We start from the raw sequence: 24,450 nt of genomic DNA on the forward strand, positions 1-24,450 counted from the left end.
GCGAGTGCAGCCAACAAAGAAGCAACTTGAAAGATGACGGGTATAAGTAACCTTATTTATATCCACGGTACTCAGGCCAGCATAAATGTTTTATTGAACTAACATTTAAAAGGAATAAACATGAACACATCCACAACCAATATCAATGACATTTTGAAACGTAAAGGTTTTAATTCAAAAACTGATATTTGCCATCTCTCTTTTGAAGAGCTTCGCAGAAAAGTGAAGGACGAACTATCGTGGTCACAGACCCAAAGCTTATATCTTGAAGCACAACAAGAACAAAAGAAAAATCTCCTGCATGAAGCCCGCATTCTGAAACGCGCCAATCCTCATTTACAAAGTGCGGTCCATCTTGCCCTGACAACACCTCATGCCGACCAGCAAGGTTATAATAGCAGATTTGGCAATCGCGCCAGCAAATATACAGCCCCTGACGCTATTTCTTCTATGTTTTCTCCCGCGGCTTATCTGGCTGAACTTTATCGTCAGGCACGGAATTTACATGATGAAAATTCTATTTATCATTTGGATACACGGCGTCCGGATCTCAAGTCATTGATGCTTAGCCAGAAAAATATGGATACGGAGATTTCCACACTTTCTCTGTCTAATAACATATTGCTAGCGGGGATTAAAACTCAGCCTGATTTGAACAGCCACACTAAAGTAATGAAAGCGTTATCCAATTTCCGCGTTTCTAGTATGATGCCATATCACGATGCTTATGAAAGTGTACGTAAGATTATTCAATTACAGGCTCCGGTGTTTGAACACGTTAGTACATCACCAGAAACGACTATTGATGAATTAAAGTATCAAACTTCTCTGTTGGAGATTAATGCTTCTGTCTCGCCTGAATTATTTACTATTCTGACAGAAGAGATTGGAGCAGAAAACACCGCAAAAGACCTTTATGAGAAGAATTTTGGTAGAATTAAACCTTCTCTTAAAATTGAACCTTCTCTGATAATAGAGCCGAATTATCTGAAAAGTTATTATAATTTATCTGATAAAGAATTTAACCAATTTCATTTTATTGATCAGGAAATTAATTTTGGTCAACAGAAATACAATGAAAATCAGCAAATCGCTAAGGCAATCAACAGCAACAATTCGGTCGATGTTTATCAGATTACTTGGGAATACACCTCCAACAACCATAAGATAGAAGATATCAAATTATCCCCTCTCGGAGATAATAAATTTAACTTAAGTTTAAAACCAAAAGAAAACATAATACCTGGTACTAATGTATTAATTACATCAAACGGAAAAACGTTAGGAAATAGTTCAATTCAGGCAAACGAAAAATTCTCATGTGATATCACGTTAGAAACTATTTTCGCGTCGTTAATTAATCAAACTAGATCACAAAATACAGTAACAATTAGTCTAGAGTTGATAAATAATCGAGATAAACAACCAGATAAAGTAACCTTTACTATTAAAAACTATGATTACTTTCCTCTATTAAAACTTAATAAGTTTATTCGTCTATTCAAAGCTATAAACTTATCACCAACGGTATTAAGTAGAATCCTCCGCAGCATCAGTACAGAATTCAATATCAATAAAGAAATATTACAAAAAATCTTTCGTGTTAAATACTATATGCAACGTTATGGTATTGATGCTGAGACTGCACTAATACTGTGCAAAGCACCCATTTCAGAAAATTCTTCTCATCCCAATCTAACCAAATTACTGGCAGATATCCATCAGTTAACTATTGATGAATTAGGGGTACTACTAATTGCCATAGATGAAGGAAAAACCAATTTATCTGAGATTACTCATGACAATTTGGCTGTTCTAATTAGCAAACTCTATACCGTTACCCGTTGGCTGCATACACGGAAGTGGAGTGTGTATCAGTTATTTGCGATGACCACCACTGACTATAACAAAACTCTAGTCCCGGAAATACACAACTTACTCGATAATGTATATAACGGCCTGCAAGACTTTGACAAGAAAAAGGTAAAAACCAAAGAAGAGCTGTTAAAAGCCATATCTCCTTATATCGCCCCCGCTTTGCAATTACCATCTGAACATGCGGCATATTCCATACTCACCTGGGCAGATAAACTGGAACCCGGCACAGGAAAAATGACAGCGGAAAAATTATGGAACTGGTTGCGGAAAAACCCCGTTACAGCTCAACCTGAATTCCAAAAACAAGCTGAACCTGTGGTCCAGTATTGCCAGTGTCTAGCACAACTGGCACTGATTTATCGTTCCACCGGCCTTAACGAAAGCACCTTACGTCTGTTTGTGACAAAACCTCAACTTTTCAGCATGACAGAGATAACAGCACCAACACATCATTCCCTGATAACACTAACGCGTTTTACTGACTGGGTTAACTCACTAGGAGAAAACGCCTCTTCTATACTGACCGAGTTTGAAAAAGGAACATTAACAACAGAACTACTGGCTAACGCCATGAATCTCGATAACAATCTACTGGAGCAAGCCAAGACTCAAGCAGGAGCTCATTTTCCCAACTGGTCATCTATCGACGCCATCCGGCAATGGATTAATATCTCACGTCAATTGAACATCTCTCCACAAGACGTTTCTGCGCTGGATAAAATGCTGGTCACAGAATCGCCCTCTAATGACTACTCCCAATGGAAAAACGTCGCTGAGATATTAACCGCCGGGCTGGACACCCAAAAGACCAATGCTCTACATGCGTTTCTGGATGAGTCTCGCAGCGCTGCATTGAGTGAATACTATATTTATATGCGTAACCAAATTAGAAAAGATATAGTCATTAAAAACCGTGACGATCTATATCAATACCTATTGATCGATAATCAGGTTTCCGCCGCCATTAAAACCACGGAGATTGCGGAAGCTATCGCCAGTATCCAACTGTATATTAACCGCGCGTTGAAAAATATGGAGGGAGATACTGTCACAAGCGTCACCAGCCGCTCATTCTTCACCAACTGGGATAAATACAATAAACGCTACAGCACTTGGGCCGGTATGGCTAAACTCCTTTACTATCCAGAGAATTACATCGATCCGACACTACGTATTGGGCAGACAAAAATGATGGATACGCTGCTGCAATCCATCAGCCAAAGCCAATTAAATATCGATACCGTAGAAGATGCCTTTAAATCTTATCTGACATCATTCGAACAAGTGGCTAATCTGGAAATCCTCAGTGCTTACCATGACAACATTAATAATGATCAAGGATTAACTTACTTTATCGGACGTAGTAAAACAGAAGTGAATCAATATTATTGGCGCAGTGTGGATCACAATAAATTCAGCGACGGAAAATTCCCTGCTAATGCCTGGAGTGAGTGGCACAAAATTGACTGCCCAATTAACCCTTACGAAGACACTATTCGCCCGGTAATTTTCCAATCCCGCCTGTATCTTATCTGGCTGGAGCAGAAAAAGACGGCTAAACAGGAAGGTGACAAAACCACCTCGGGTTATTATTATGAACTGAAACTAGCGCATATTCGTTATGACGGTACCTGGAATACACCAGTCACTATTAATGTAAAAAAAGAAATATCCGATTTAAGTCTGGGAAATAAGGCTCCTGGACTTTACTGCTCAAGCTTTCAAGGGAAAGATAAATTGCTGGTGATGTTTTATCAAAAAAAGAATCAATTAGATGAATACACAAACACAGCACCAATAAAAGGACTATATATCACTTCCAATATGTCTCCTAAGGAAATGATACCTGAAAGTTACAGACCTAATGTTCATAAACAGTTTGATACCAATAGTATTATAAGAGTCAATAATCGCTATGCAGAAAGCTACGAAATCCCTTCATCAGTAAACACTAATAACAGTTATGATTGGGGAGAGGGCTACCTGAGTATGGTATATGGTGGGAGTATTCTGATTACCCGAGACAAAAGCAATAGCTCAAAAATAAAAATCTCACCAAAGTTAAGAATTATTCATAATGGACTTGTAGGCCGACAACGCAACCAATGCAATCTGATGAAGAAATACGGCAAACTCGGTGATAAATTTATTATTTATACCACGCTAGGTATTAACCCGAATAATTTATCAAATAAAAAATTCATCTACCCTGTTTATCAATACGAAGGAAATACCAGTCAGCTTAGTCAAGGAAGACTCCTGTTTTATCGGGATAGCTCCACTAACTTTGTAAGAGCCTGGTTCCCTGCTACTGGATCACAACAAGCACAAGAAATATCCACAGATAATATCAATGGTAATGATGGCTATATCACCCATTCGCTTACAGACGAAGGATTATTCAGAAAATATTTCTATATGGATGACCACGGCGGAATTGATACCGATGTTTCTGGGCCAATAAACATCAACACAGCCATTCTCCCGGAAAAAGTTCAGGTAAAAGTGAATTCTGGCAGTCAGAGTAATCAGCAGAACACTTTTACAGCTAAAACACACGGTTCTAATAAACCATTACCCAGCTTCGAAGAGATGATTTATCAGTTCAAGCCTCTCGAAATAGACGTTTCGAATCTGAATTTTATTAATAATTCAGCGAGTGTTGATATCACCTTTACCGCATTTGCTGAGAAATCTGACGGTGACAAGAATGATCGTAATCTAGGCGAAGAACATTTCAACATTCGTGTTATCAAAAAGGCGAATATTAATGATGTCCTGACCCTGCACCATGATGCAAACGGAGCACAATATATGCAATGGGGAGTTTATCGTACTCGCCTTAATACACTGTTTGCCCGTAAATTAATTAGCCGCGCCAACGCCGGGATAGATACTATTTTGAGCATGGAAACCCAGAATATTCAGGAACCTAAATTAGGGGAAAATTCCCCTGATGCTACGGAACCAATGGACTTCAACGGCGCCAACAGTCTCTATTTCTGGGAACTGTTCTACTATACCCCAATGCTGATCGCTCAGCGTTTGCTGCACGAGCAAAACTTCGATGAGGCTAACCGTTGGCTGAAATATGTCTGGAACCCATCCGGTTATATTGTCAATGGTCAAATGCAACATTACCGCTGGAATGTCCGCCCATTACAAGAAGACACTAGTTGGAACGATGATCCGTTGGATTCATTTGATCCCGATGCCATAGCTCAACATGATCCCATGCACTACAAAGTCTCCACCTTTATGCGCGCCCTTGATCTGTTGATCGAACAGGGAGATTACGCTTATCGTCAATTGGAACGAGACACACTCGCCGAAGCCAAAATGTGGTATATGCAGGCACTACATTTATTGGGCGATAAACCTCATTTACCACTCAGTTCAACATGGAGTAATCCAGAGCTAGAAGAGGCCGCAGCTCTTGAAAAACAACAGGCACATGCCAAAGAAATAACAGATTTACGACAAGGCCAGCCTGCAAGTGGAAACAAAACAGATCTTTTCCTGCCTCAAGTCAACGAAGTGATGCTGAGCTACTGGCAGAAACTAGAACAACGGTTGTATAACCTGCGCCATAACCTCTCTATTGACGGTCAACCTTTACATCTGCCTATTTTCGCAGCACCGGCAGATCCAAAAGCGTTGCTCAGCGCCGCTGTCGCCAGTTCACAAGGAGGAAGTAATCTTCCGTCAGAATTCATATCAGTGTGGCGTTTCCCTCATATGCTGGAAAACGCCCGTAGTATGGTCAGTCAGCTAACCCAATTCGGCTCCACGTTGCAAAATATTATCGAACGTCAGGATGCAGAAGCATTAAACACTCTGTTGCAGAATCAGGCAGCAGAACTGATATTGACCAATCTCAGCATACAGGACAAAACCATCCAAGAGCTGGATGCTGAAAAAACCGTACTGGAAAAAACCCGCTCTGGAGCCCAGTCGCGTTTTGATAGCTACAGCAAATTCTACGATGAAGACATCAACGCAGGCGAAAAACAGGCAATGGCGTTGCGTGCTTCCGTCGCTGGCATCTCTACTGCCCTTCAAGCATCTCATCTGGCGGGCGCAGCACTTGATCTGGCGCCTAACATCTTCGGCTTCGCTGATGGTGGTAGCCATTGGGGGGCGATCGCCCAAGCTACAGGTAATGTCATGGAATTCTCCGCCAGTGTCATGAACACCGAAGCGGATAAAATTAGCCAATCTGAAGCCTACCGCCGCCGCCGTCAGGAATGGGAAATACAGCGCAATAATGCGGAAGCCGAGTTGAAACAAATCGACGCTCAACTTGGTTCGCTGGCAGTGCGCCGTGAAGCCGCAGTATTGCAGAAAACCAGCCTGAAAACCCAACAAGAGCAGACTCATGCACAACTGACCTTCCTGCAACATAAGTTCAGTAATCAGGCGCTGTACAACTGGCTGCGTGGTCGATTGTCCGCCATTTACTTCCAGTTCTATGATTTAACGGTAGCTCGCTGTTTGATGGCGGAAATGGCCTATCGTTGGGAGACTAACGATGCCGCAGCACGCTTTATCAAGCCCGGCGCCTGGCAGGGAACCCATGCGGGTTTGCTTGCGGGTGAAACCTTAATGCTGAATCTGGCGCAAATGGAAGATGCTCACCTGAAACAGGAACAACGCGTACTGGAGGTAGAACGTACCGTTTCATTAGTAGATGTTTATACGGAGCCTAGTCAAGATAGAATTGATTTAGCAGCTAAAATCACCGACTTATTCAAAAACAGTAAAGATAATTCGGACAATAACAATAATGGCATCCGTCTCAATGACGATAAATTGGTAGCCACAGTCAATCTTGCCAGTTTGAACATTCGGGAAGATTACCCGGCATCTGTTGGCGAAACCCGACGCATCAAGCAGATCAGTGTCACCCTGCCGACACTGCTAGGACCCTATCAGGATGTGCAAGCGATTCTGTCTTACAGCGGAAAAGCCGCTGGATTGGCTGAAAGTTGCAAATCATTAGCGGTTTCTCATGGGATGAATGACAGCGGTCAGTTCCAACTGGATTTCAACGATGGCAAATTCCTGCCGTTTGAAGGAATCGAAATCGATGAAGGTACGCTGACATTGAGCTTCCCAAATGCAATTAGTAAAGAAGACAAAAAAGACGAAAAAGGCAAACAACAAGCCATGCTGGAGAGTCTGAACGACATCATTCTGCATATTCGCTACACCATTCGCCAATAACGATTTTAATTAAGTGCTAAAACAGGCCCCTAAGCGGGGCCTGCAAGGAGTCTTTCATGCAAAATTCACAAGATTTCAGTATTACAGAACTATCATTGCCCAAAGGCGGGGGCGCTATCACGGGGATGGGGGAAGCGTTAACCCCCACCGGACCGGATGGGATGGCCGCGCTGTCTCTGCCGTTGCCTATTTCTGCCGGGCGCGGTTATGCTCCATCACTCGCCTTAAACTACAACAGCGGCGCCGGTAACAGTCCATTTGGTTTGGGTTGGGATTGCAACGTTATGACCATCCGCCGCCGCACCCATTTTGGCGTTCCCCATTATGATGAAACCGATACCTTTCTGGGGCCAGAAGGCGAAGTATTGGTGGTAGCGGATCACCCTCGTGATGAATCAACATTACAAGGTATCAACCTGGGCGCTACCTTTACCGTTACCGGATACCGTTCCCGTCTGGAAAGTCATTTCAGCCGATTGGAATATTGGCAACCCAAGGCAACACCCAAGACAACAGACAAAACAGATTTTTGGCTGATATATAGCCCAGATGGACAAGTACATTTACTGGGTAAATCACCTCTAGCGCGGATCAGCAACCCATCCAAAACTACACAAACAGCGCAATGGCTGTTGGAAGCCTCAGTGTCACCACACGGTGAACAAATTTATTATCAATATTATGCCGAAGATGATACAGGTTGCGAAACTGATGAAATTACGCTCCATCCACAGGCCACCGCGCAACGTTACTTACACATCGTGTATTACGGCAACCGGACAGCCAGCGAAACGTTACCCGGTCTGGATGACAGCGCCCCATCACAAGCAGACTGGTTGTTCTATCTGGTATTTGATTACGGCGAACGCAGTAACAATCTGAAAACGCCGCCAGCATTTTCGACTACAGGTAGCTGGCTTTGTCGCCAGGACCGTTTTTCCCGTTATGAATATGGTTTTGAGATTCGTACCCGCCGCTTATGCCGTCAAGTATTGATGTACCATCACCTACAAGCACTGGATAGCGAGATAAAAGAACACAACGGACCAACGCTGGTTTCACGCCTGATATTCAATTATGACGAAAGCGCAATCGCCAGCACACTGGTATTCGTTCGCCGAGCAGGACACGAGCAAGACGGTATCGCTATCACCCTGCCGCCATTAGAATTGGCGTATCAGGATTTTTCACCGCAACATAACGCTCGCTGGCAACCGATGGATGTGCTGGCAAACTTCAATGCTATTCAGCGCTGGCAACTAGTTGATCTAAAAGGCGAAGGATTCCCCTGTCTGCTATATCAAGATAAAGGCGCCTGGTGGTACCGCTCTGCACAACGTCTTGGCGATATGGGCTCAGATGCCGTCACTTGGGAAAAAATGCAACCTTTGTCGGTTATCCCTTCCTTACAAAGTAACGCCTCGCTGGTGGATATCAATGGAGACGGCCAACTTGACTGGGTTATCACCGGACCGGGATTACGGGGATATCATAGTCAGCATCCAGATGGCAGTTGGACACGCTTTACCCCACTCAACGTTTTGCCAGTGGAATATACTCATCCACGCGCACAACTCGCCGATTTAATGGGAGCCGGGCTTTCTGATTTAGTACTGATCGGCCCTAAGAGTGTACGTTTATATGCCAATACCCGCGACGGCTTTGCCAAAGGAAAAGATGTAGTTCAATCCGGTGATATCACACTGCCAGTACCGGGCGCCGATCCGCGTAAGTTGGTGGCGTTTAGTGACGTACTGGGTTCCGGTCAGGCACATCTGGTTGAAGTAAGCGCGACTAAAGTCACCTGCTGGCCTAATCTGGGGCACGGATGTTTTGGTCAACCTATTACCCTTCCGGGATTTAGCCAACCAGAAGCGACGTTTAATCCTGCTCAAGTTTATCTGGCCGATCTGGATGGCAGCGGCCCAACTGACCTGATTTATGTTCACACAGATCGTCTGGATATCTTCCTGAATAAAAGCGGCAACGGCTTCGCCGAACCAGTAACACTCCCCTTCCCAGCCGGAGTGCGTTTTGATCATACCTGTCAGTTACAAGTGGCCGATGTACAAGGGTTAGGCGTCGCCAGCCTGATATTAAGTGTGCCGCATATGACTCCCCATCACTGGCGCTGTGATCTGACCAACGCAAAACCGTGGTTACTCAGTGAAATGAACAACAATATGGGGGCCCATCACACCCTGCGTTACCGCAGTTCCGCCCAGTTCTGGCTGGATGAAAAAGCCACGGCGCTGTCTGCCGGACAAATACCAGTTTGTTATCTACCCTTCCCGGTACACACCCTATGGCAAACGGAAATAGAGGATGAAATCAGCGGCAACAAATTAGTCACAATACTACGTTATGCACATGGCGCCTGGGATGGACGTGAGCGGGAATTTCGCGGATTTGGTTATGTTGAACAGAAAGACAGCCATCAACTGACCCAAGGCAAAGCGCCAGAATTCACACCACCTGCGCTGACCAAAAACTGGTATGCCACCGGAATACCCATGATAGATAACACATTATCGACAGAGTATTGGCGTGGTGATAATCAGGCTTTTGCCGATTTTTCACCACGCTTTACGACCTGGCAAAATGATCAAGATATTCTGCTCACACCGGAAAATGATAATAGTCAGTACTGGCTAAACCGGGCACTGAAAGGTCAACTACTACGCAGTGAACTGTACGGCGAGGATGGCAGTACACAGGAAAAAACTCCCTACACAGTCACTGAATTTCGCCCACAGGTACGTCGGTTACAGCATACCGATAGCCGATACCCTGTGCTTTGGTCATCTATAGTTGAAAGCCGCAACTATCATTACGAACGTATCGCCAGCGATCCGCAATGCAGCCAAGAGATTACGCTATCCAGCGATCTATTCGGTCAACCGTTAAAACAGGTTTCGGTACAGTATCCACGCCGCCAGCAACCGGCAATCAGTCCGTATCCTGATACGTTACCTAATGCTTTATTTACTAACAGCTATGATGACCAGCAACACAAATTACGGCTCACCTATCAACAGTTCAGTTGGCATCATCTGACCGACAATACCGTGCGGGTATTAGGATTACCGGATAGTACCCGCAGCGATATCTTCACTTACAATGCTGTACCTCCCGGAGGTTTAAATCTGGAAATCCTGAGTGATGAAAATGGTTTGATTGCGGATAATAAACTGCGTGAATACCTCGGCCAGCAAAAAACCGTTTATACCAATGGACAAAATGCAGCGCCATCACAAACGCCAACACGGCAAGCGCTGATTGCCTTCACCGAGACAACAGTATTTAGTCAATCCACACTCTCAGCGTTTGATGGGAGTATCCCATCTGCTGAATTGTCAACCAAGCTGGAACAAGCCGGATACCAGCAAACAGATTATCTATTCCCGCGCACTGGAGAAGATAAAGTCTGGGCAGCTCGTCATGGCTATACTGATTACGGCACAGCCGAGCAGTTCTGGCGCCCGCAAAAACAGAGCAACACCCAACTCACGGGCAAAATCACGCTCACTTGGGATGCAAACTATTGCGTTGTCACACAAACCCGGGATGCTGCTGGACTAACAACCTCAGCCAGATATGACTGGCGTTTTCTGACTCCTGTGCAACTCACGGATATCAATGACAATCAGCACCTTATCACGCTGGACGCACTGGGCCGGCCAATCACACTGCGCTTTTGGGGAACTGAGAACGGCAAAATGACCGGTTACTCCTCACCGGAAAAAGTATCTTTTTCTCCACCATCCGATGTGGGCGCCGCTATTAAAGATATTAATGATATTAAGAAGTTAAAAAAACCGCTCCCTGTAGCACAGTGTCAGGTTTACGCGCCTGAAAGCTGGATGCCAGTATTCAGTCAAGAAACCTTCAACACATTAACGCAGGAAGAGCAGCAGACGCTGCGTGATTTAAGGATCATCACAGAAGATTGGCGTATTTGCGCACTGGCTCGCCGCCGTTGGGTACAAAGTCAAAAATCCGGCACACCACTGGTTAAACTGTTAACCAACAACATCGGTTTACCTCCCCATAACCTCATGCTGACTACGGATCGTTATGACCACGATCCTGAGCAACAGATTCGTCAACAGGTAGTATTCAGTGATGGCTTTGGCCGTTTACTGCAAGCATCTGTACGACATGAAGCAGGTAAAGCCTGGCAACGCAATGAAAACGGTTCTCTAATTATAAATGCCAAGCACGCTGAGAATCGTTGGGCAGTGACTGGACGAACGGAGTATGACAATAAGGGACAACCGATCCGCACCTATCAACCCTATTTCCTCAATGATTGGCGATATGTCAGTAATGACAGTGCCCGGAAGGAAAAAGAAGCTTATGCAGATACCCATGTCTATGATCCCATTGGCCGAGAAATCAAGGTTACCACCGCAAAAGGTTGGTTCCGTCGAACCTTGTTTACTCCCTGGTTTACTGTCAATGAAGATGAAAATGACACAGCCGCTGAGGTGAAGGTAGAAAAAGGTAAAGATGGTAAAGACGGTAAAGATGTAATTTGATCAATCCCGCCCGGTTGAAGGGCGGGAAACATAACATAATATAGAGGTGAAACGTGTCATTCATAATGCCGTCAGATACTCAACTTATGAGTTGGTTGATCATTGGTTTTATTGCGGCCTGGGGCGGATTGGTAAGGTACCTCATTGATATACAAAACAAACAATGTAAATGGAATTGGATCAACGTACTCTGTCAACTCATCATCTCCTGTTTTACCGGTATATTAGGAGGACTGCTGAGTTTTGAAAGTGGCGGCAGCCCCTATATGACTTTTGCGATTGCCGGGCTATTTGGCACCACGGGAAGTTCCGGATTGAACTGGATCTGGCGTCGCCTTTTTATGCATTATCGCGATGATGGAGGAAAGCAATAAGACATTCCCACGGCCACAAAAACCATCTGTCTCCAGCAGTTAAACCGGTAAATTATCTACTACACTATCGTAAGAAAACGAATATATAGAAAAACTAACATGCAGACAAAAATTGCAATTGCAGAAAGGATTACACACAACGCCCCAACAACGAGGTAAATTATGAAAAACATCGATCCTAAACTTTATCAAAAGACCCCTGTCGTCAACGTCCACGATAACCGTGGCCTGACGATCCGTGACATCGCCTTTCACCGTACCACCGCAAACGGTGATACTGATATCTGTATTACTCACCATCAATATAACTCCCTCGGATACCTAAGCCAAAGCATCGATCCGCGTCTGTATGAAGCCAAACAAAAACCTAACTTTCTCTGGCAGTATGATTTGACCGGCAATATTTTGTGTACAGAAAGCGTCGATGCCGGTCGCACTGTCACCTTAAATGATATTGAAGGCAGGCTACTGCTGACAGTAACTGCAACAGGTGTCATACAAACCCGACAATATGAAACTTCTTCCCTGCCCGGTCGTCTGTTATCTGTTACCGAACAAATACCAGAAAAAACATCCCGTATCACCGAACGCCTGATTTGGGCTGGCAATAACGAAGCAGAGAAAAACCATAACCTTGCCGGCCAGTGCGTGCGCCACTATGACACGGCGGGAGTCACCCGATTAGAAAGTTTGTCACTGACCGGTACTGTTTTATCTCAATCCAGCCAACTATTGAGCGACACTCAAGAAGCTAGCTGGACAGGTGGTAATGAAACCGTCTGGCAAAACATGCTGGCTGATGACATCTACACAACCCTGAGCACCTTTGATGCCACCGGCGCTTTACTGACTCAGACCGATGCGAAAGGGAACATTCAACGTCTGGCCTATGATGTAGCCGGGCAGCTAAACGGGAGCTGGTTAACCTTAAAAGGCCAGACGGAACAAGTGATTATCAAATCCCTGACCTATTCCGCCGCCGGACAAAAATTACGCGAGGAACACGAAAATGGCATTATCACCGAATATCGTTATGAACCGGAAACCCAACGGCTTATCGGTATCAAAACCCGCCGTCCGTCAGACGCCAAAGTATTGCAAGACCTACGCTATCAATATGATCCGGTAGGCAATGTCATCAGTATCCGTAATGACGCAGAAGCCACCCGCTTCTGGCACAATCAGAAAGTGGCGCCGGAAAACACTTATACCTACGATTCCCTGTATCAGCTTATCAGCGCAACCGGGCGCGAGATGGCGAATATAGGTCAGCAAAGTAACCAACTTCCCTCCCTCACCCTACCTTCTGATAACAACACCTACACTAACTATACCCGCATTTATACTTATGACCGTGGCGGCAACCTGACTAAAATCCAGCACAGTTCACCGGCGACGCAAAACAATTACACCACAAATATCACGGTTTCTAACCGGAGCAATCGCGCAGTGCTCAGCACACTGACCGAAGATCCGGCGCAAGTAGATGCTTTATTTGATGCAGGCGGACATCAGAACGCGTTGATACCAGGACAAAACCTGAACTGGAATACACGCGGTGAACTACAACACGTGACATTGGTGAAACGGGACAAGAGCGCCAATGATGATCGGGAATGGTATCGCTATAGTAGTGACGGGAGAAGGATATTAAAAGTCAATGAACAACGGGCCAGCAGCAACACTCAAACACAGCGAATAACTTATTTACCGAGCTTAGAACTCCGTCTAACACAAAACAGCACGACCACAACCGAAGATTTGCAAGTTATCACGGTAGGAGAAGCAGGCCGGGCACAGGTACGAGTATTGCATTGGGATAGCGGTAAACCGGAAGATATCGACAATAATCAGTTGCGTTATAGCTACGATAATCTTATCGGCTCCAGTCAACTCGAATTAGACAGCAAAGGAGAGATTATTAGCGAGGAAGAGTACTATCCCTATGGCGGCACGGCATTATGGGCAACAAGGCGCAAAACAGAAGCCAGTTATAAAACCATCCGTTATTCAGGCAAAGAACGGGATGCCACCGGGCTATATTATTACGGTTACCGATATTATCAGCCTTGGGTAGGACGATGGTTAAGTGCCGATCCGGCGGGAACAATCGATGGACTGAATTTATATCGGATGGTGAGGAATAATCCAATTAAATATCATGATACTGATGGTAGAGCCCCTGAAATTAAAGATGTCGAACACACTGTTATATATGGTTTCAGTCATCACCGCGGTTCAGAAATAGGAAAAGCATTAGCGGCTAAGAAGAATCCGGTTACCATTGATGAATATAATGCCGGACTTGGTATTATGGGTGAATTGAGTCTGTCTGATTATTTTAGAATTTCTCAAGATCTTAAAGAGGACAGTCTACCTAAATTGAATAAGGAAAATATAAGAACTAACTCACTTAAATATCTGGATGCAATGAGTATAGAAGAGAAATCTGCTCCTGATGAAATTAAGCAGGAAGCTTATGAACAACAATATGCTTACACTGCATCATGGGGTTTTCATATGATAGAAAATAAAGAAAAATTAGATATTCAGAGTAAAGTAAAGAATCTTATACCTAAAAAGAGTCTTTTTAGCGGATTTTCCGGCAAAGAACGATACCAGAAATTAGATGCGTTCATTTTAAAGAATAGCGATGGCAACGGTTTTCCTATTCAAAGACAGAGAGATATATTAACGAAATTTTCTTCCGCAGGAAGTGCGGGAGAACTTGAAAGCACCTTATCAACCGAAGACCAATCATGGCTAAAAAATACTATTGCCACGGCATTCTTTAGACAAACAAGTAAATTAGGTATGGATTGGTTTATAAAACAACTAGCATCACCTGATTTCAGATTTGTTATGGCTGGATATAACGGTGAAAAATTGACTATCGAGCAATTAAAATCAGACCAACCCTGGAAAACAGGAAAAAGAAGAAAAGAAGGTCCTAATGAATATGCCGAAGCAATCACTTTCTCTGAAATTCGTCACGCCTATAGAAAGGGATACAACAATAAAATAAACTTTATCCAGAAATAATTAATAACAAGCCATGAGAGAATATTTACCTCATGGCTTGATTATTTTCAACATTAAATAATTAAAGCAATATCTAACCAATTAAAATAACAATACCTTATTTATCATATTAAAATATCAAATCAGAAATTAATGAATTTAAAGGTTCTTTATATTTATTTCTGAGAGCATAAGCACAATACCTTACCGATGGTGCTGGACGTGATTCAAAATTCAGAAATGCTATACCTTTATCAATATGGGTAGAATAGCGCATTTCATTGGGCGTCATTAAACTTATCGCGACACCCGCTTTTATCAGATCCAATCTATTAGTAAAATCAGGGACCGTCAATAACGCTAAATTCTGGTATTCAGGAAAATAATTCAATGGCATAAAATTATCGCATTGTTTTAAAAAAGCACTATTATGCTGAACCAAAGGAAAACTAGATATTATTTCATCCGCATGACTTTCTGGTTCTAAAATATCGTTAGATATCGCCAAAGACAGTATTTGATAAGCACCATCTATCCTGATGATATCATCATTATCTGGATAACATTCAGTCGTCACATAAACCGTAATATCTCCTTTCATTAAGGAAGAAAATACCGAATCTTGCCTTATTAAATCATCAATTAGAAAATTGTTGATTATACAAATATCGCGATAATGATAACGTTGCACCGCTCTTTTTACGACCGTAGATATTTTATTAACATATTCTCCACTTGTGCCAATAACCAGTTTGTCTCTGTTTGATAATTTATAATTTCTACGACAATTCCAGTTATCCTCAACTTTCAAGATCCTTTCATAACACGGCAGCAACTCTTGATATAGTGCCTTGCCCTCTTCTGTGAGCTTGGTTTTTCCCGGTAGCCGCTCAAATAATTGGCACCCCACACGCTGTTCTAGTTGATATACAAGCCTGCTAAGTGGAGAGGGGGTAATACAAAGCGTATCCGCGGCTAACGTGAATGACTCTTTCTTAGCTGACTCCATAAAATACTTTAGCTGCTTTGAACAAAATATCATCACATACCCTCTTGTTTTCATTCCAGAAATAGAATATTAACCATAGAACATGACAACGATGTTTCTACTTTGCATTCTTTTACATTAGGACATGCATTAATAGACATTGAATTTCACTACATCAATTGTTAATATTTATTTAATACTTGCACAATAATTATAAAATAAATATAAATTACCACTATATTAGGGTAATTATTTTAATGAAAATCCATATTATCTTATTAAGCAAAAATATATCTCACCATTATTCGAATTTTATATTTCAATTAGTTATAAATATTAAGGTAATATTTCCATTAAATGAATCTCAATATAATATTAAATAAATTACACAATTAATACTAACCACAACTAAATTTCACTATTCTCTCATTATTAATTAATCATGATGTAAACAATAACAGCTTATTCCCTCCATCTTTAATCAAAAAACAATTGCAAATTTTGCAGCTGCTTTTTTTGCAACAGCTATTTAAAGAAAACAGTGACATAGTGGTGATCTTCATCTTCCTACTATAGAACGGAATCATTCTCTTAATATCTATCGATGGTACAGAGATCACACGGATGTTTCATTTACCTTATAGTTTAAAAGGAATAAACATGAACGCATACGTGAAAGGCTCATACGTGAAAGAAATGTCTGATGTATTACAAAGTCAATGTGGTATTAATTGTCTAACCGATATTTGCCACTACTCTTTTAATGAATTCCGCCAGGAAATCGGTGATAACCTTTCTTGGTCAGAGGCTAACCGCTTATATCATGCTGCACAGCAGGAACAAAAAGAGAATCAATTATATGAAGCGCGTATTCTTAAACGTGCTAATCCGCAGTTACAAAATGCAGTGCACCTCGGTATTACCCTCCCTCATGCTGAATTACGGAGCTATAATAATGAATTCGGCGGCCGAGCCAGCCAATATGTCGCACCCGGTTCAGTTTCCTCTATATTCTCTCCCGCGGCTTATTTAACTGAACTCTACCGTGAAGCGCGTAATTTACATGCCAGTGACTCCGTTTATCATCTGGATGAACGTCGCCCAGACCTCCAATCAATGGCGCTCAGCCAGCAAAATATGGATACCGAGCTTTCCACTCTTTCTCTGTCCAATGAGCTTCTATTGGAAGGAATTAAAGCTAAATCTAATCTGGACAGCGATACTAAAGTGATGGAAATGTTATCCACTTTCCGTCCTTCTGGCGCGACACCCTATCATGATGCTTATGAAAATGTACGTAAAGCTATCCAATTACAAGATCCTAAACTTGAGCAATTTCAAAAATCATCCGCTGTTGCCGGATTAATGCATCAAGCTTCACTATTAGGAATTAATAACTCTATCTCTCCTGAGTTGTTTAACATTCTGACAGAGGAAATTACCGAAACTAATGCAGAGGAAAAGTTTAAAGCAAATTTCGGGAATATAGACCCGACAAAATTGCTCAATTTGCATGCCTTAAAAAATTATTATCATTTGACCTATGAAGAGATAGAACAATTTCTTCATGATCTACCAATAGAAGGTAACTCAACTTATAAGAATAATCAACTTATTAATATAAATATTGATACATCAGGCAAAATAAAATTAACACGTATAACGCGAACACCTGGCTATAATTATCATAAACTCAACTATATCAATTTATATCCTCTTCAAAATGGATGTTTTTATGTTGATGTTAACTATAAAGAAAAAGCAGGACAAGTTAGCATCAGACTTAGCGCTCCCGAAGGAAAATATCTCGCTGGGATCAGTGGACCAACCTTAGAAAATACAAACTATTCTTCCCCAGAATTTAAATTAACTCACCAAGACATCCAAGATAAATTCACTCTTTTCAGTTATCGTTATGAAGAAAATAGTAACTCAGATGAATTTGATTCATATTATGCCACGTTCCAAACCCAGACTTATTCACCTATAATTTTTCTGCTAAAACTGAATAAAGCTATTCGACTTTCCCATGCAACAAATCTGTTACCAGCAGTATTGGAAGAAATTATCATTAGCGCCAATTCAAAATTGAATATTAATGCCAATGTATTAAGCAAAGTCTTTTTAGTTAAATACTATATGCAGAAATACGACATTGATACTGAAACTGCTTTAATACTATGTAACATACCTATTTCACAGCATTCCTATAGTAATCAACCCAGCCAATTTGATCGCCTATTTAATACGCCGCCACTCAACGGACAATATTTTGCTACCGAAGATATCAATATTGACTTAAGCCTGAACAGTACCGATAACTGGCACAAAGCAGTACTTAAACGTGCCTTTAATGTCGATGATATTTCCCTCTATCGTCTGCTCCATATTGCCAATCATAACAATACGGATGGAAAAATTACTAATAATATAAAAAATATTTCCAATCTTTATATGACTAAACTACTGGCAGATATTCATCAATTAACGATTGATGAACTGTATTTACTACTGATGACTATCGGTGAAGATAAGATAAATTTATATACCATTGATGATAAAGCGCTGGGGAAACTCATAAACAAACTCGATACCCTAAGCAATTGGCTGCGTACACAAAAGTGGAGTGTCTATCAGTTATTTTTGATGACTACCACCAACTATGACAAAACGCTAACGCCTGAAATTCAAAACTTACTAGATACGGTCTACAATGGTTTACAAAACTACAATGGTTTGCAAAACTTCGATAAAAATAAAACCAAGCTTCTGGATGCCATAGCGCCTTATATTGCTGCAACGCTACAATTACCATCTGAAAATGTCGCACATTCTATTCTGCTCTGGGCTGATAAGATAAAACCAAGCAAAAATGAAATAACGGCAGAAAAATTCTGGGCCTGGTTGCAAGATAAATATACTCCAGGAGCATCAAAATCGTTGGAAATACAAGAGCAAATTATTCAGTATTGCCACTGTCTGGCACAGTTGACAATGATTTACCGTTCTTCTGGTATTAGTGAAAATGCTTTCCGGCTGTTTATAGAACAACCAATTATATTTGGTATTCCTGATAAATCTGATAAAGTAGCACCAGCCCATAATGCACCAACATTAATCATCCTAACCCATTTTGCCAATTGGGTTAACACGCTAGGTGAAAAAGCCTCCCCTATTCTAACGGCTTTTGAAAATAAAACTTTAACCGCAGAACAACTAGCTAACGCCATGAACCTTGATGCTAATTTACTGGAGCAAGCCAGTATTCAGGCACAAAATTATAAACAGGTTACTAAAGAAAATACATTCTCCAATTGGCAATCCATCGACATTATTCTGCAATGGACCAATGTAGCAAATAATTTGAATATCTCTCCACAAGGTATTTCATCCCTGATAGCATTGGATTATATAAAACCGGTTCAAGAAACACCGACTTATTCCCAATGGGAAAATGCAGCTATGGTATTAAATGCCGGGTTAGATACCCAACAAGCTAATACCCTATACGCATTCTTGGATGAGTCTCGCAGTACTGCATTAAGCAACTACTATATTGGTAAGATCGCCAACAGGTCAGCAGTGATTAAAAGCCGTGACGATTTGTACCAATATTTACTAATTGATAACCAAGTTTCCGCTGCAATAAAAACCACACGCATTGCCGAAGCCATTGCTAGTATTCAATTATATGTCAACCGGGCGCTGGAAAATATAGAAACCCATGCCGTTTCTGATGTTATTACCCGTCAATTTTTTATCGATTGGGATAAATATAATAAACGTTACAGCACTTGGGCTGGTGTTTCACAATTAGTTTACTATCCGGAAAATTACATCGATCCGACAATGCGTATCGGACAAACGAAGATGATGGATAATTTACTACAATCCGTCAGCCAGAGTCAGCTAAATGCCGATACGGTAGAAGATGCCTTTAAATCTTACCTGACATCGTTTGAACAAATAGCAAATTTAGCAGTCATTAGCGCCTATCATGACAATGTTAATAATGACCAAGGGCTGACCTACTTTGTCGGATATAGCAAAGAAGCTAACGAATATTACTGGCGCAGCGTTGATCACAGTAAATTTAACGACGGTAAATTCGCTGCTAACGCCTGGAGTGAGTGGAGTAGAATTGATTGCGCAATTAATCCCTATCAGAGCACAATCCGCCCAGTTATCTATAAATCCCGCTTATATCTGATTTGGCTGGAGCAAAAAGAAATAGCCAAACAAGGAGAAAATAATAAAGTTATTACCGATTATTGTTATGAATTAAAACTGGCACATATTCGTTACGACGGTACTTGGAATACGCCAATAGCCTTTAATGTGAATAGAAAAATATTAGCTTTAAAACTGGAAAATAAAGCACCTGGGCTCTATTGTGCAGGTTATCAAGGGGAAGATACCTTATTAGTCATATTCTATAGCAAACAAAATTCATTGGATAATTATAAAGATAAATTTGATTTAATAAATGGACTATATATTTTCTCCAACATGTCTTACAAAGATATGACCGATGAACAAAGTAAAAATTATCGGGATAACAGTTATTCACATTTCGATACTAATAATATCATAAGAATAAATAACCGATATGCAGAGGGTTATGAAATTCCTTCATTGATAAATCATAGCAACAGCCATGATTGGGGAGAATATAATCTCAGCCAAGTATATGGCGGAAGTATAGTTATTAATTACGAAGTTGCATCAAGCGATTTAAAAATCTATATTTCACCAAAGTTAAGAATAATTCATGACGGAAAAGAAGGCCGGGAACGTATTCAGTGCAATCTAATAAAGAAATACGGTAAATTGGGTGATAAGTTCATTGTTTATACCAGCTTGGGAATCAATCCAGATAATTCATCAAATAAATTCATGTTTTACCCCGTCTATCAATATAGTGAAAACGCTAGCAAGCTCAACCAAGGGAGACTATTATTCCACCGAGACACCAATTACTCATCTAAAGTAGTAGTTTGGATTCCTGGAGCAAGACGTTCTCTTACCAATCCAAATGCAGCCATTGGTGATGATTATGCAACAGACTCTCTAAATAAACCGGATGATCTCAAACAATACATCTATATGACTGACAGTATAGGGACTGCTACTGATGTCTTAGGACCCGTAGATATCAACACAGCAATCTCTTCTGAAAAGGTTAAAGTCACAATCAAAGCTGGCAAAGAATACTCTCTGACGGCGAATAAAGATGTCTCGTCTCAACCATCACCTAGCTTTGAAGAAATGTGTTACCAATTTAACACGCTTGAAATAGATGGTTCTAGTCTGAATTTTACTAACAATTCAGCCAATATTGATGTCACATTTACCGCCTTTGCAGAAAATAACCGCAAACTGGGTTATGAAATTTTCAATATCCCTGTTACCAAAAAGGTCAAAACCGATAAAGCTCTAGCTCTTTTCCATGACGAGAATGGCGCTCAATATATGCAATGGGGAGCCTATCGCATTCGTCTTAATACCCTCTTTGCTCGCCAATTAGTTGAACGCGCCACTACGGGTATTGATACGATTCTAAGTATGGAAACTCAGAATATCCAAGAGCCGATGATGGGAATAGGGGCTTATGTAGAACTCGTTATGGATAAATATAATCCTGATGTCCACGGTACTAATAAATCCCTTACCATTATGTTTTCTCATGTTTTTAAATCAAATGATCATTTTCCAATTTATCAAGGAACATTAAGCGATATTAAACAAACGACAATAAAATTATTTTTACCTCGAATTGATGATGCTTTTGGAAACAAAGATAATCTTTATGTCTATGCAATTTTTCAAAAAGAAGAAACAAATACCATCCGCTTTCTTAAAACAACAGATAATAATGAATTCGCTACATTCGACACTACCTATAATAACGGGACTTTCCCAGGGCTTGCATCAGCCAAAGTAATACCAACTTTCACGGAACCTATGGATTTTAGCGGCGCTAATAGCCTCTATTTCTGGGAACTGTTCTACTATACCTCGATGCTGATTGCTCAACGCTTGCTACATGAACAAAACTTCGATGAAGCCAACCGTTGGCTAAAATATGTCTGGAGCCCATCCGGTTATATTGTTGATGGTCAAATTAAAAACTATTGCTGGAATGTACGCCCGTTACTAGAAAACACCAGTTGGAACAGTGATCCTCTGGATTCCGTCGATCCTGATGCGGTGGCACAGTACGATCCAATGCACTATAAAGCAGCCACTTTTATGCGTACTCTCGATCTACTGATGGCACGTGGCGATCACGCCTATCGCCAACTGGAACAAGACTCGCTGAACGAGGCCAAAATGTGGTATATGCAGGCACTGCACCTATTGGGCGATAAACCCTATCTGCCGCTCAGCTCATCATGGAGCAACCCCCGTCTGGATAAAGCTGCTAACACGACCATACAAAAAGCACATTCCCACACAATAACCACCCTACGACAAGGCGCACTGGAACTACTATTACCACTCACCGCTAACACCCTAACCGATCTTTTCCTGCCACAAATCAACGACGTCATGTTGAGCTACTGGAACAAACTGGAACTGCGCCTGTATAACTTGCGTCATAATCTCTCTATTGATGGTCAACCGCTCTATCTGCCGATGTATGCCACACCGGCCAATCCGAAAGCATTACTCAGCGCCGCCGTTGCCACTTCTGAAGGCGGGGGCTCGCTTCCAAAACCATTTATGTCACTGTGGCGCTTCCCGCATATGCTGGAAAATGCCCGCAGCATGGTCACTCAACTCACACAATTCGGTTCCACGTTGCAAAATATCATTGAACGCCAAGATGCTGAGGCCCTAAATGCTCTATTACAAAATCAAGCCAAAGAGCTGATATTAACGACGCTAAGCATTCAGGATAAAACTATCGAAGAAATAGATACTGAAAAAACCGTATTGGAAAAATCCAAAGCCGGAGCACAATCGCGCTTTGATAACTACAGCAAATTATACGATGAAAATATCAACGCCGGTGAACGTCAAGCTTTGGATATGCGAATAGCTTCCCAAAGTATTACCACCGGATTGAAAGGCTTGCATATGGCTGCCGCCGCACTGGAGATGGTGCCCAATATCTACGGCTTTGCGGTCGGGGGAACGCGCTTTGGGGCAATTGCCAATGCCATTGCTATTGGTGGTGGTATCGCCGCAGAAGGTCTATTAATTGAAGCGGAGAAAGTATCGCAATCCGAAATATGGCGCCGTCGTCGCCAAGAGTGGGAAATACAGCGTAATAATGCTGAAGCAGAAATGAAACAAATCGATGCTCAACTTAAATCATTATCGGTACGTCGTGAAGCGGCGGTATTACAAAAAACCAGCCTAAAAACCCAACAGGAACAAACCCAAGCGCAACTGGCTTTTCTGCAACGAAAATTCAGCAATCAAGCACTATACAACTGGTTACGTGGTCGGTTAGCCGCCATTTATTTCCAATTCTACGATTTAGTCGTCGCCCGTTGTCTGATGGCAGAGCAAGCTTACCGTTGGGAAACTAACGATTCCTCTGCACGCTTTATTAAACCGGGTGCCTGGCAAGGAACCTATGCTGGCCTGCTCGCCGGTGAAACCTTAATGTTAAATCTGGCACAAATGGAAGATGCGCACTTGAAACAAGAGCAACGTGCGCTGGAAGTGGAACGCACAGTCTCCCTGGCGCAGTTGTACCAATCCTTAGGGGAAAAAAGCTTTGCTTTGAAAGATAAGATTGAAGCATTGCTACAAGGCAGTGAAAAGGCTGCTGCCGGTAATGACGGCAATCAATTGAAATTAACCAACAATACGCTGTCCGCGACGTTAACCCTGAAAGACCTGAAACTCAAAGATGATTACCCAGATCACATGCAGTTAGGTAAAACACGCCGCATTAAACAAATTAGTGTCTCCTTACCGGCACTATTGGGGCCATATCAAGATGTTCAAGCTGTCCTGTCTTATGGCGGCGATGCCGCCGGGCTAGCTAAAGGTTGTAAAGCCTTAGCGGTCTCCCACGGCCTGAATGACAACGGTCAGTTTCAGCTCGATTTCAACGATGGCAAATTCCTGCCGTTTGAAGGGATCGATATTAATGACCAAGGCACGTTAACGCTAAGTTTCCCCAATGCCGCCAGTAAACAAAAAAACATATTACAGATGCTGACCGATATTATTCTACATATTCGTTACACTATTCTCGAATAACCCGCCCCAATATCACCTGTAACAGGCCCTGATCTGGGCCTGTCATTAAAAATCATCTTACGTACCACTGTTATTTCAAGTATCTGAATAGAAAAATTATCCTTATTATGTAGAAGAAGTGAATTTAACATTAATTCACTATAATGCAGATAAAATAGCGATTGCAGAAATTATTCAACATAACAAAGGAAGTAAATGA

General features: G+C 41.9%; 6 protein-coding genes. 5 read left to right on the forward strand and 1 reads right to left on the reverse strand.

Annotation, left to right across the window (positions count from 1 at the left end):
• Positions 1–120 precede the first annotated feature (120 nt).
• The 4 genes from V2H77_RS16360 (at position 121) to V2H77_RS16375 (ending at position 15,061) form a co-directional block, all read left to right on the forward strand.
• A complete protein-coding gene (locus V2H77_RS16360) occupies positions 121–7,104 on the forward strand; it encodes a Tc toxin subunit A-related protein (protein WP_341499656.1) in 6,984 nt (2,327 codons plus the stop codon).
• A gap of 56 nt (positions 7,105–7,160) precedes the next feature.
• Positions 7,161–11,645: a SpvB/TcaC N-terminal domain-containing protein gene (locus V2H77_RS16365; protein WP_341499657.1), complete on the forward strand. Its 4,485-nt coding sequence runs from the start codon at positions 7,161–7,163 to the stop codon at positions 11,643–11,645.
• Positions 11,646–11,710: 65 nt separating this feature from the next.
• Positions 11,711–12,019 (forward strand): phage holin family protein, encoded by a 309-nt coding sequence (locus V2H77_RS16370; RefSeq protein ID WP_074525063.1) that lies wholly within the window; start codon positions 11,711–11,713, stop codon positions 12,017–12,019.
• Positions 12,020–12,181: 162 nt separating this feature from the next.
• Complete coding sequence (locus tag V2H77_RS16375; RefSeq protein ID WP_341499658.1) at positions 12,182–15,061, forward strand: RHS repeat domain-containing protein; 2,880 nt, start codon at positions 12,182–12,184, stop codon at positions 15,059–15,061.
• Between the two features lie 109 nt (positions 15,062–15,170).
• Here the strand turns inward: V2H77_RS16375 and V2H77_RS16380 are convergent, their stop codons facing one another.
• On the reverse strand, positions 15,171–16,103 hold the full coding sequence (locus tag V2H77_RS16380) for a helix-turn-helix domain-containing protein (RefSeq protein WP_341499659.1): 933 nt from the start codon (positions 16,101–16,103) through the stop codon (positions 15,171–15,173).
• 585 nt (positions 16,104–16,688) lie between these two features.
• On the opposite strand from V2H77_RS16380, the gene V2H77_RS16385 reads away from it, so the two are divergent.
• Positions 16,689–24,251: a Tc toxin subunit A-related protein gene (locus V2H77_RS16385; protein WP_341499660.1), complete on the forward strand. Its 7,563-nt coding sequence runs from the start codon at positions 16,689–16,691 to the stop codon at positions 24,249–24,251.
• Positions 24,252–24,450: the final 199 nt, after the last annotated feature.

This window comes from Photorhabdus sp. P32 (genome assembly GCF_038085095.1).
GTDB lineage: Bacteria > Pseudomonadota > Gammaproteobacteria > Enterobacterales > Enterobacteriaceae > Photorhabdus > Photorhabdus luminescens.

What these genes read in the sequence shown, in the direction of transcription:
- V2H77_RS16360 (WP_341499656.1), top strand. Translation starts at nt 121, where the DNA reads ATGAACACATCCACAACCAATATCAATGACATTTTGAAACGTAAAGGT.
- V2H77_RS16365 (WP_341499657.1), top strand. Translation starts at nt 7,161, where the DNA reads ATGCAAAATTCACAAGATTTCAGTATTACAGAACTATCATTGCCCAAA.
- V2H77_RS16370 (WP_074525063.1), top strand. Translation starts at nt 11,711, where the DNA reads ATGCCGTCAGATACTCAACTTATGAGTTGGTTGATCATTGGTTTTATT.
- V2H77_RS16375 (WP_341499658.1), top strand. Translation starts at nt 12,182, where the DNA reads ATGAAAAACATCGATCCTAAACTTTATCAAAAGACCCCTGTCGTCAAC.
- V2H77_RS16380 (WP_341499659.1), bottom strand. Translation starts at nt 16,103, where the DNA reads ATGAAAACAAGAGGGTATGTGATGATATTTTGTTCAAAGCAGCTAAAG.
- V2H77_RS16385 (WP_341499660.1), top strand. Translation starts at nt 16,689, where the DNA reads ATGAACGCATACGTGAAAGGCTCATACGTGAAAGAAATGTCTGATGTA.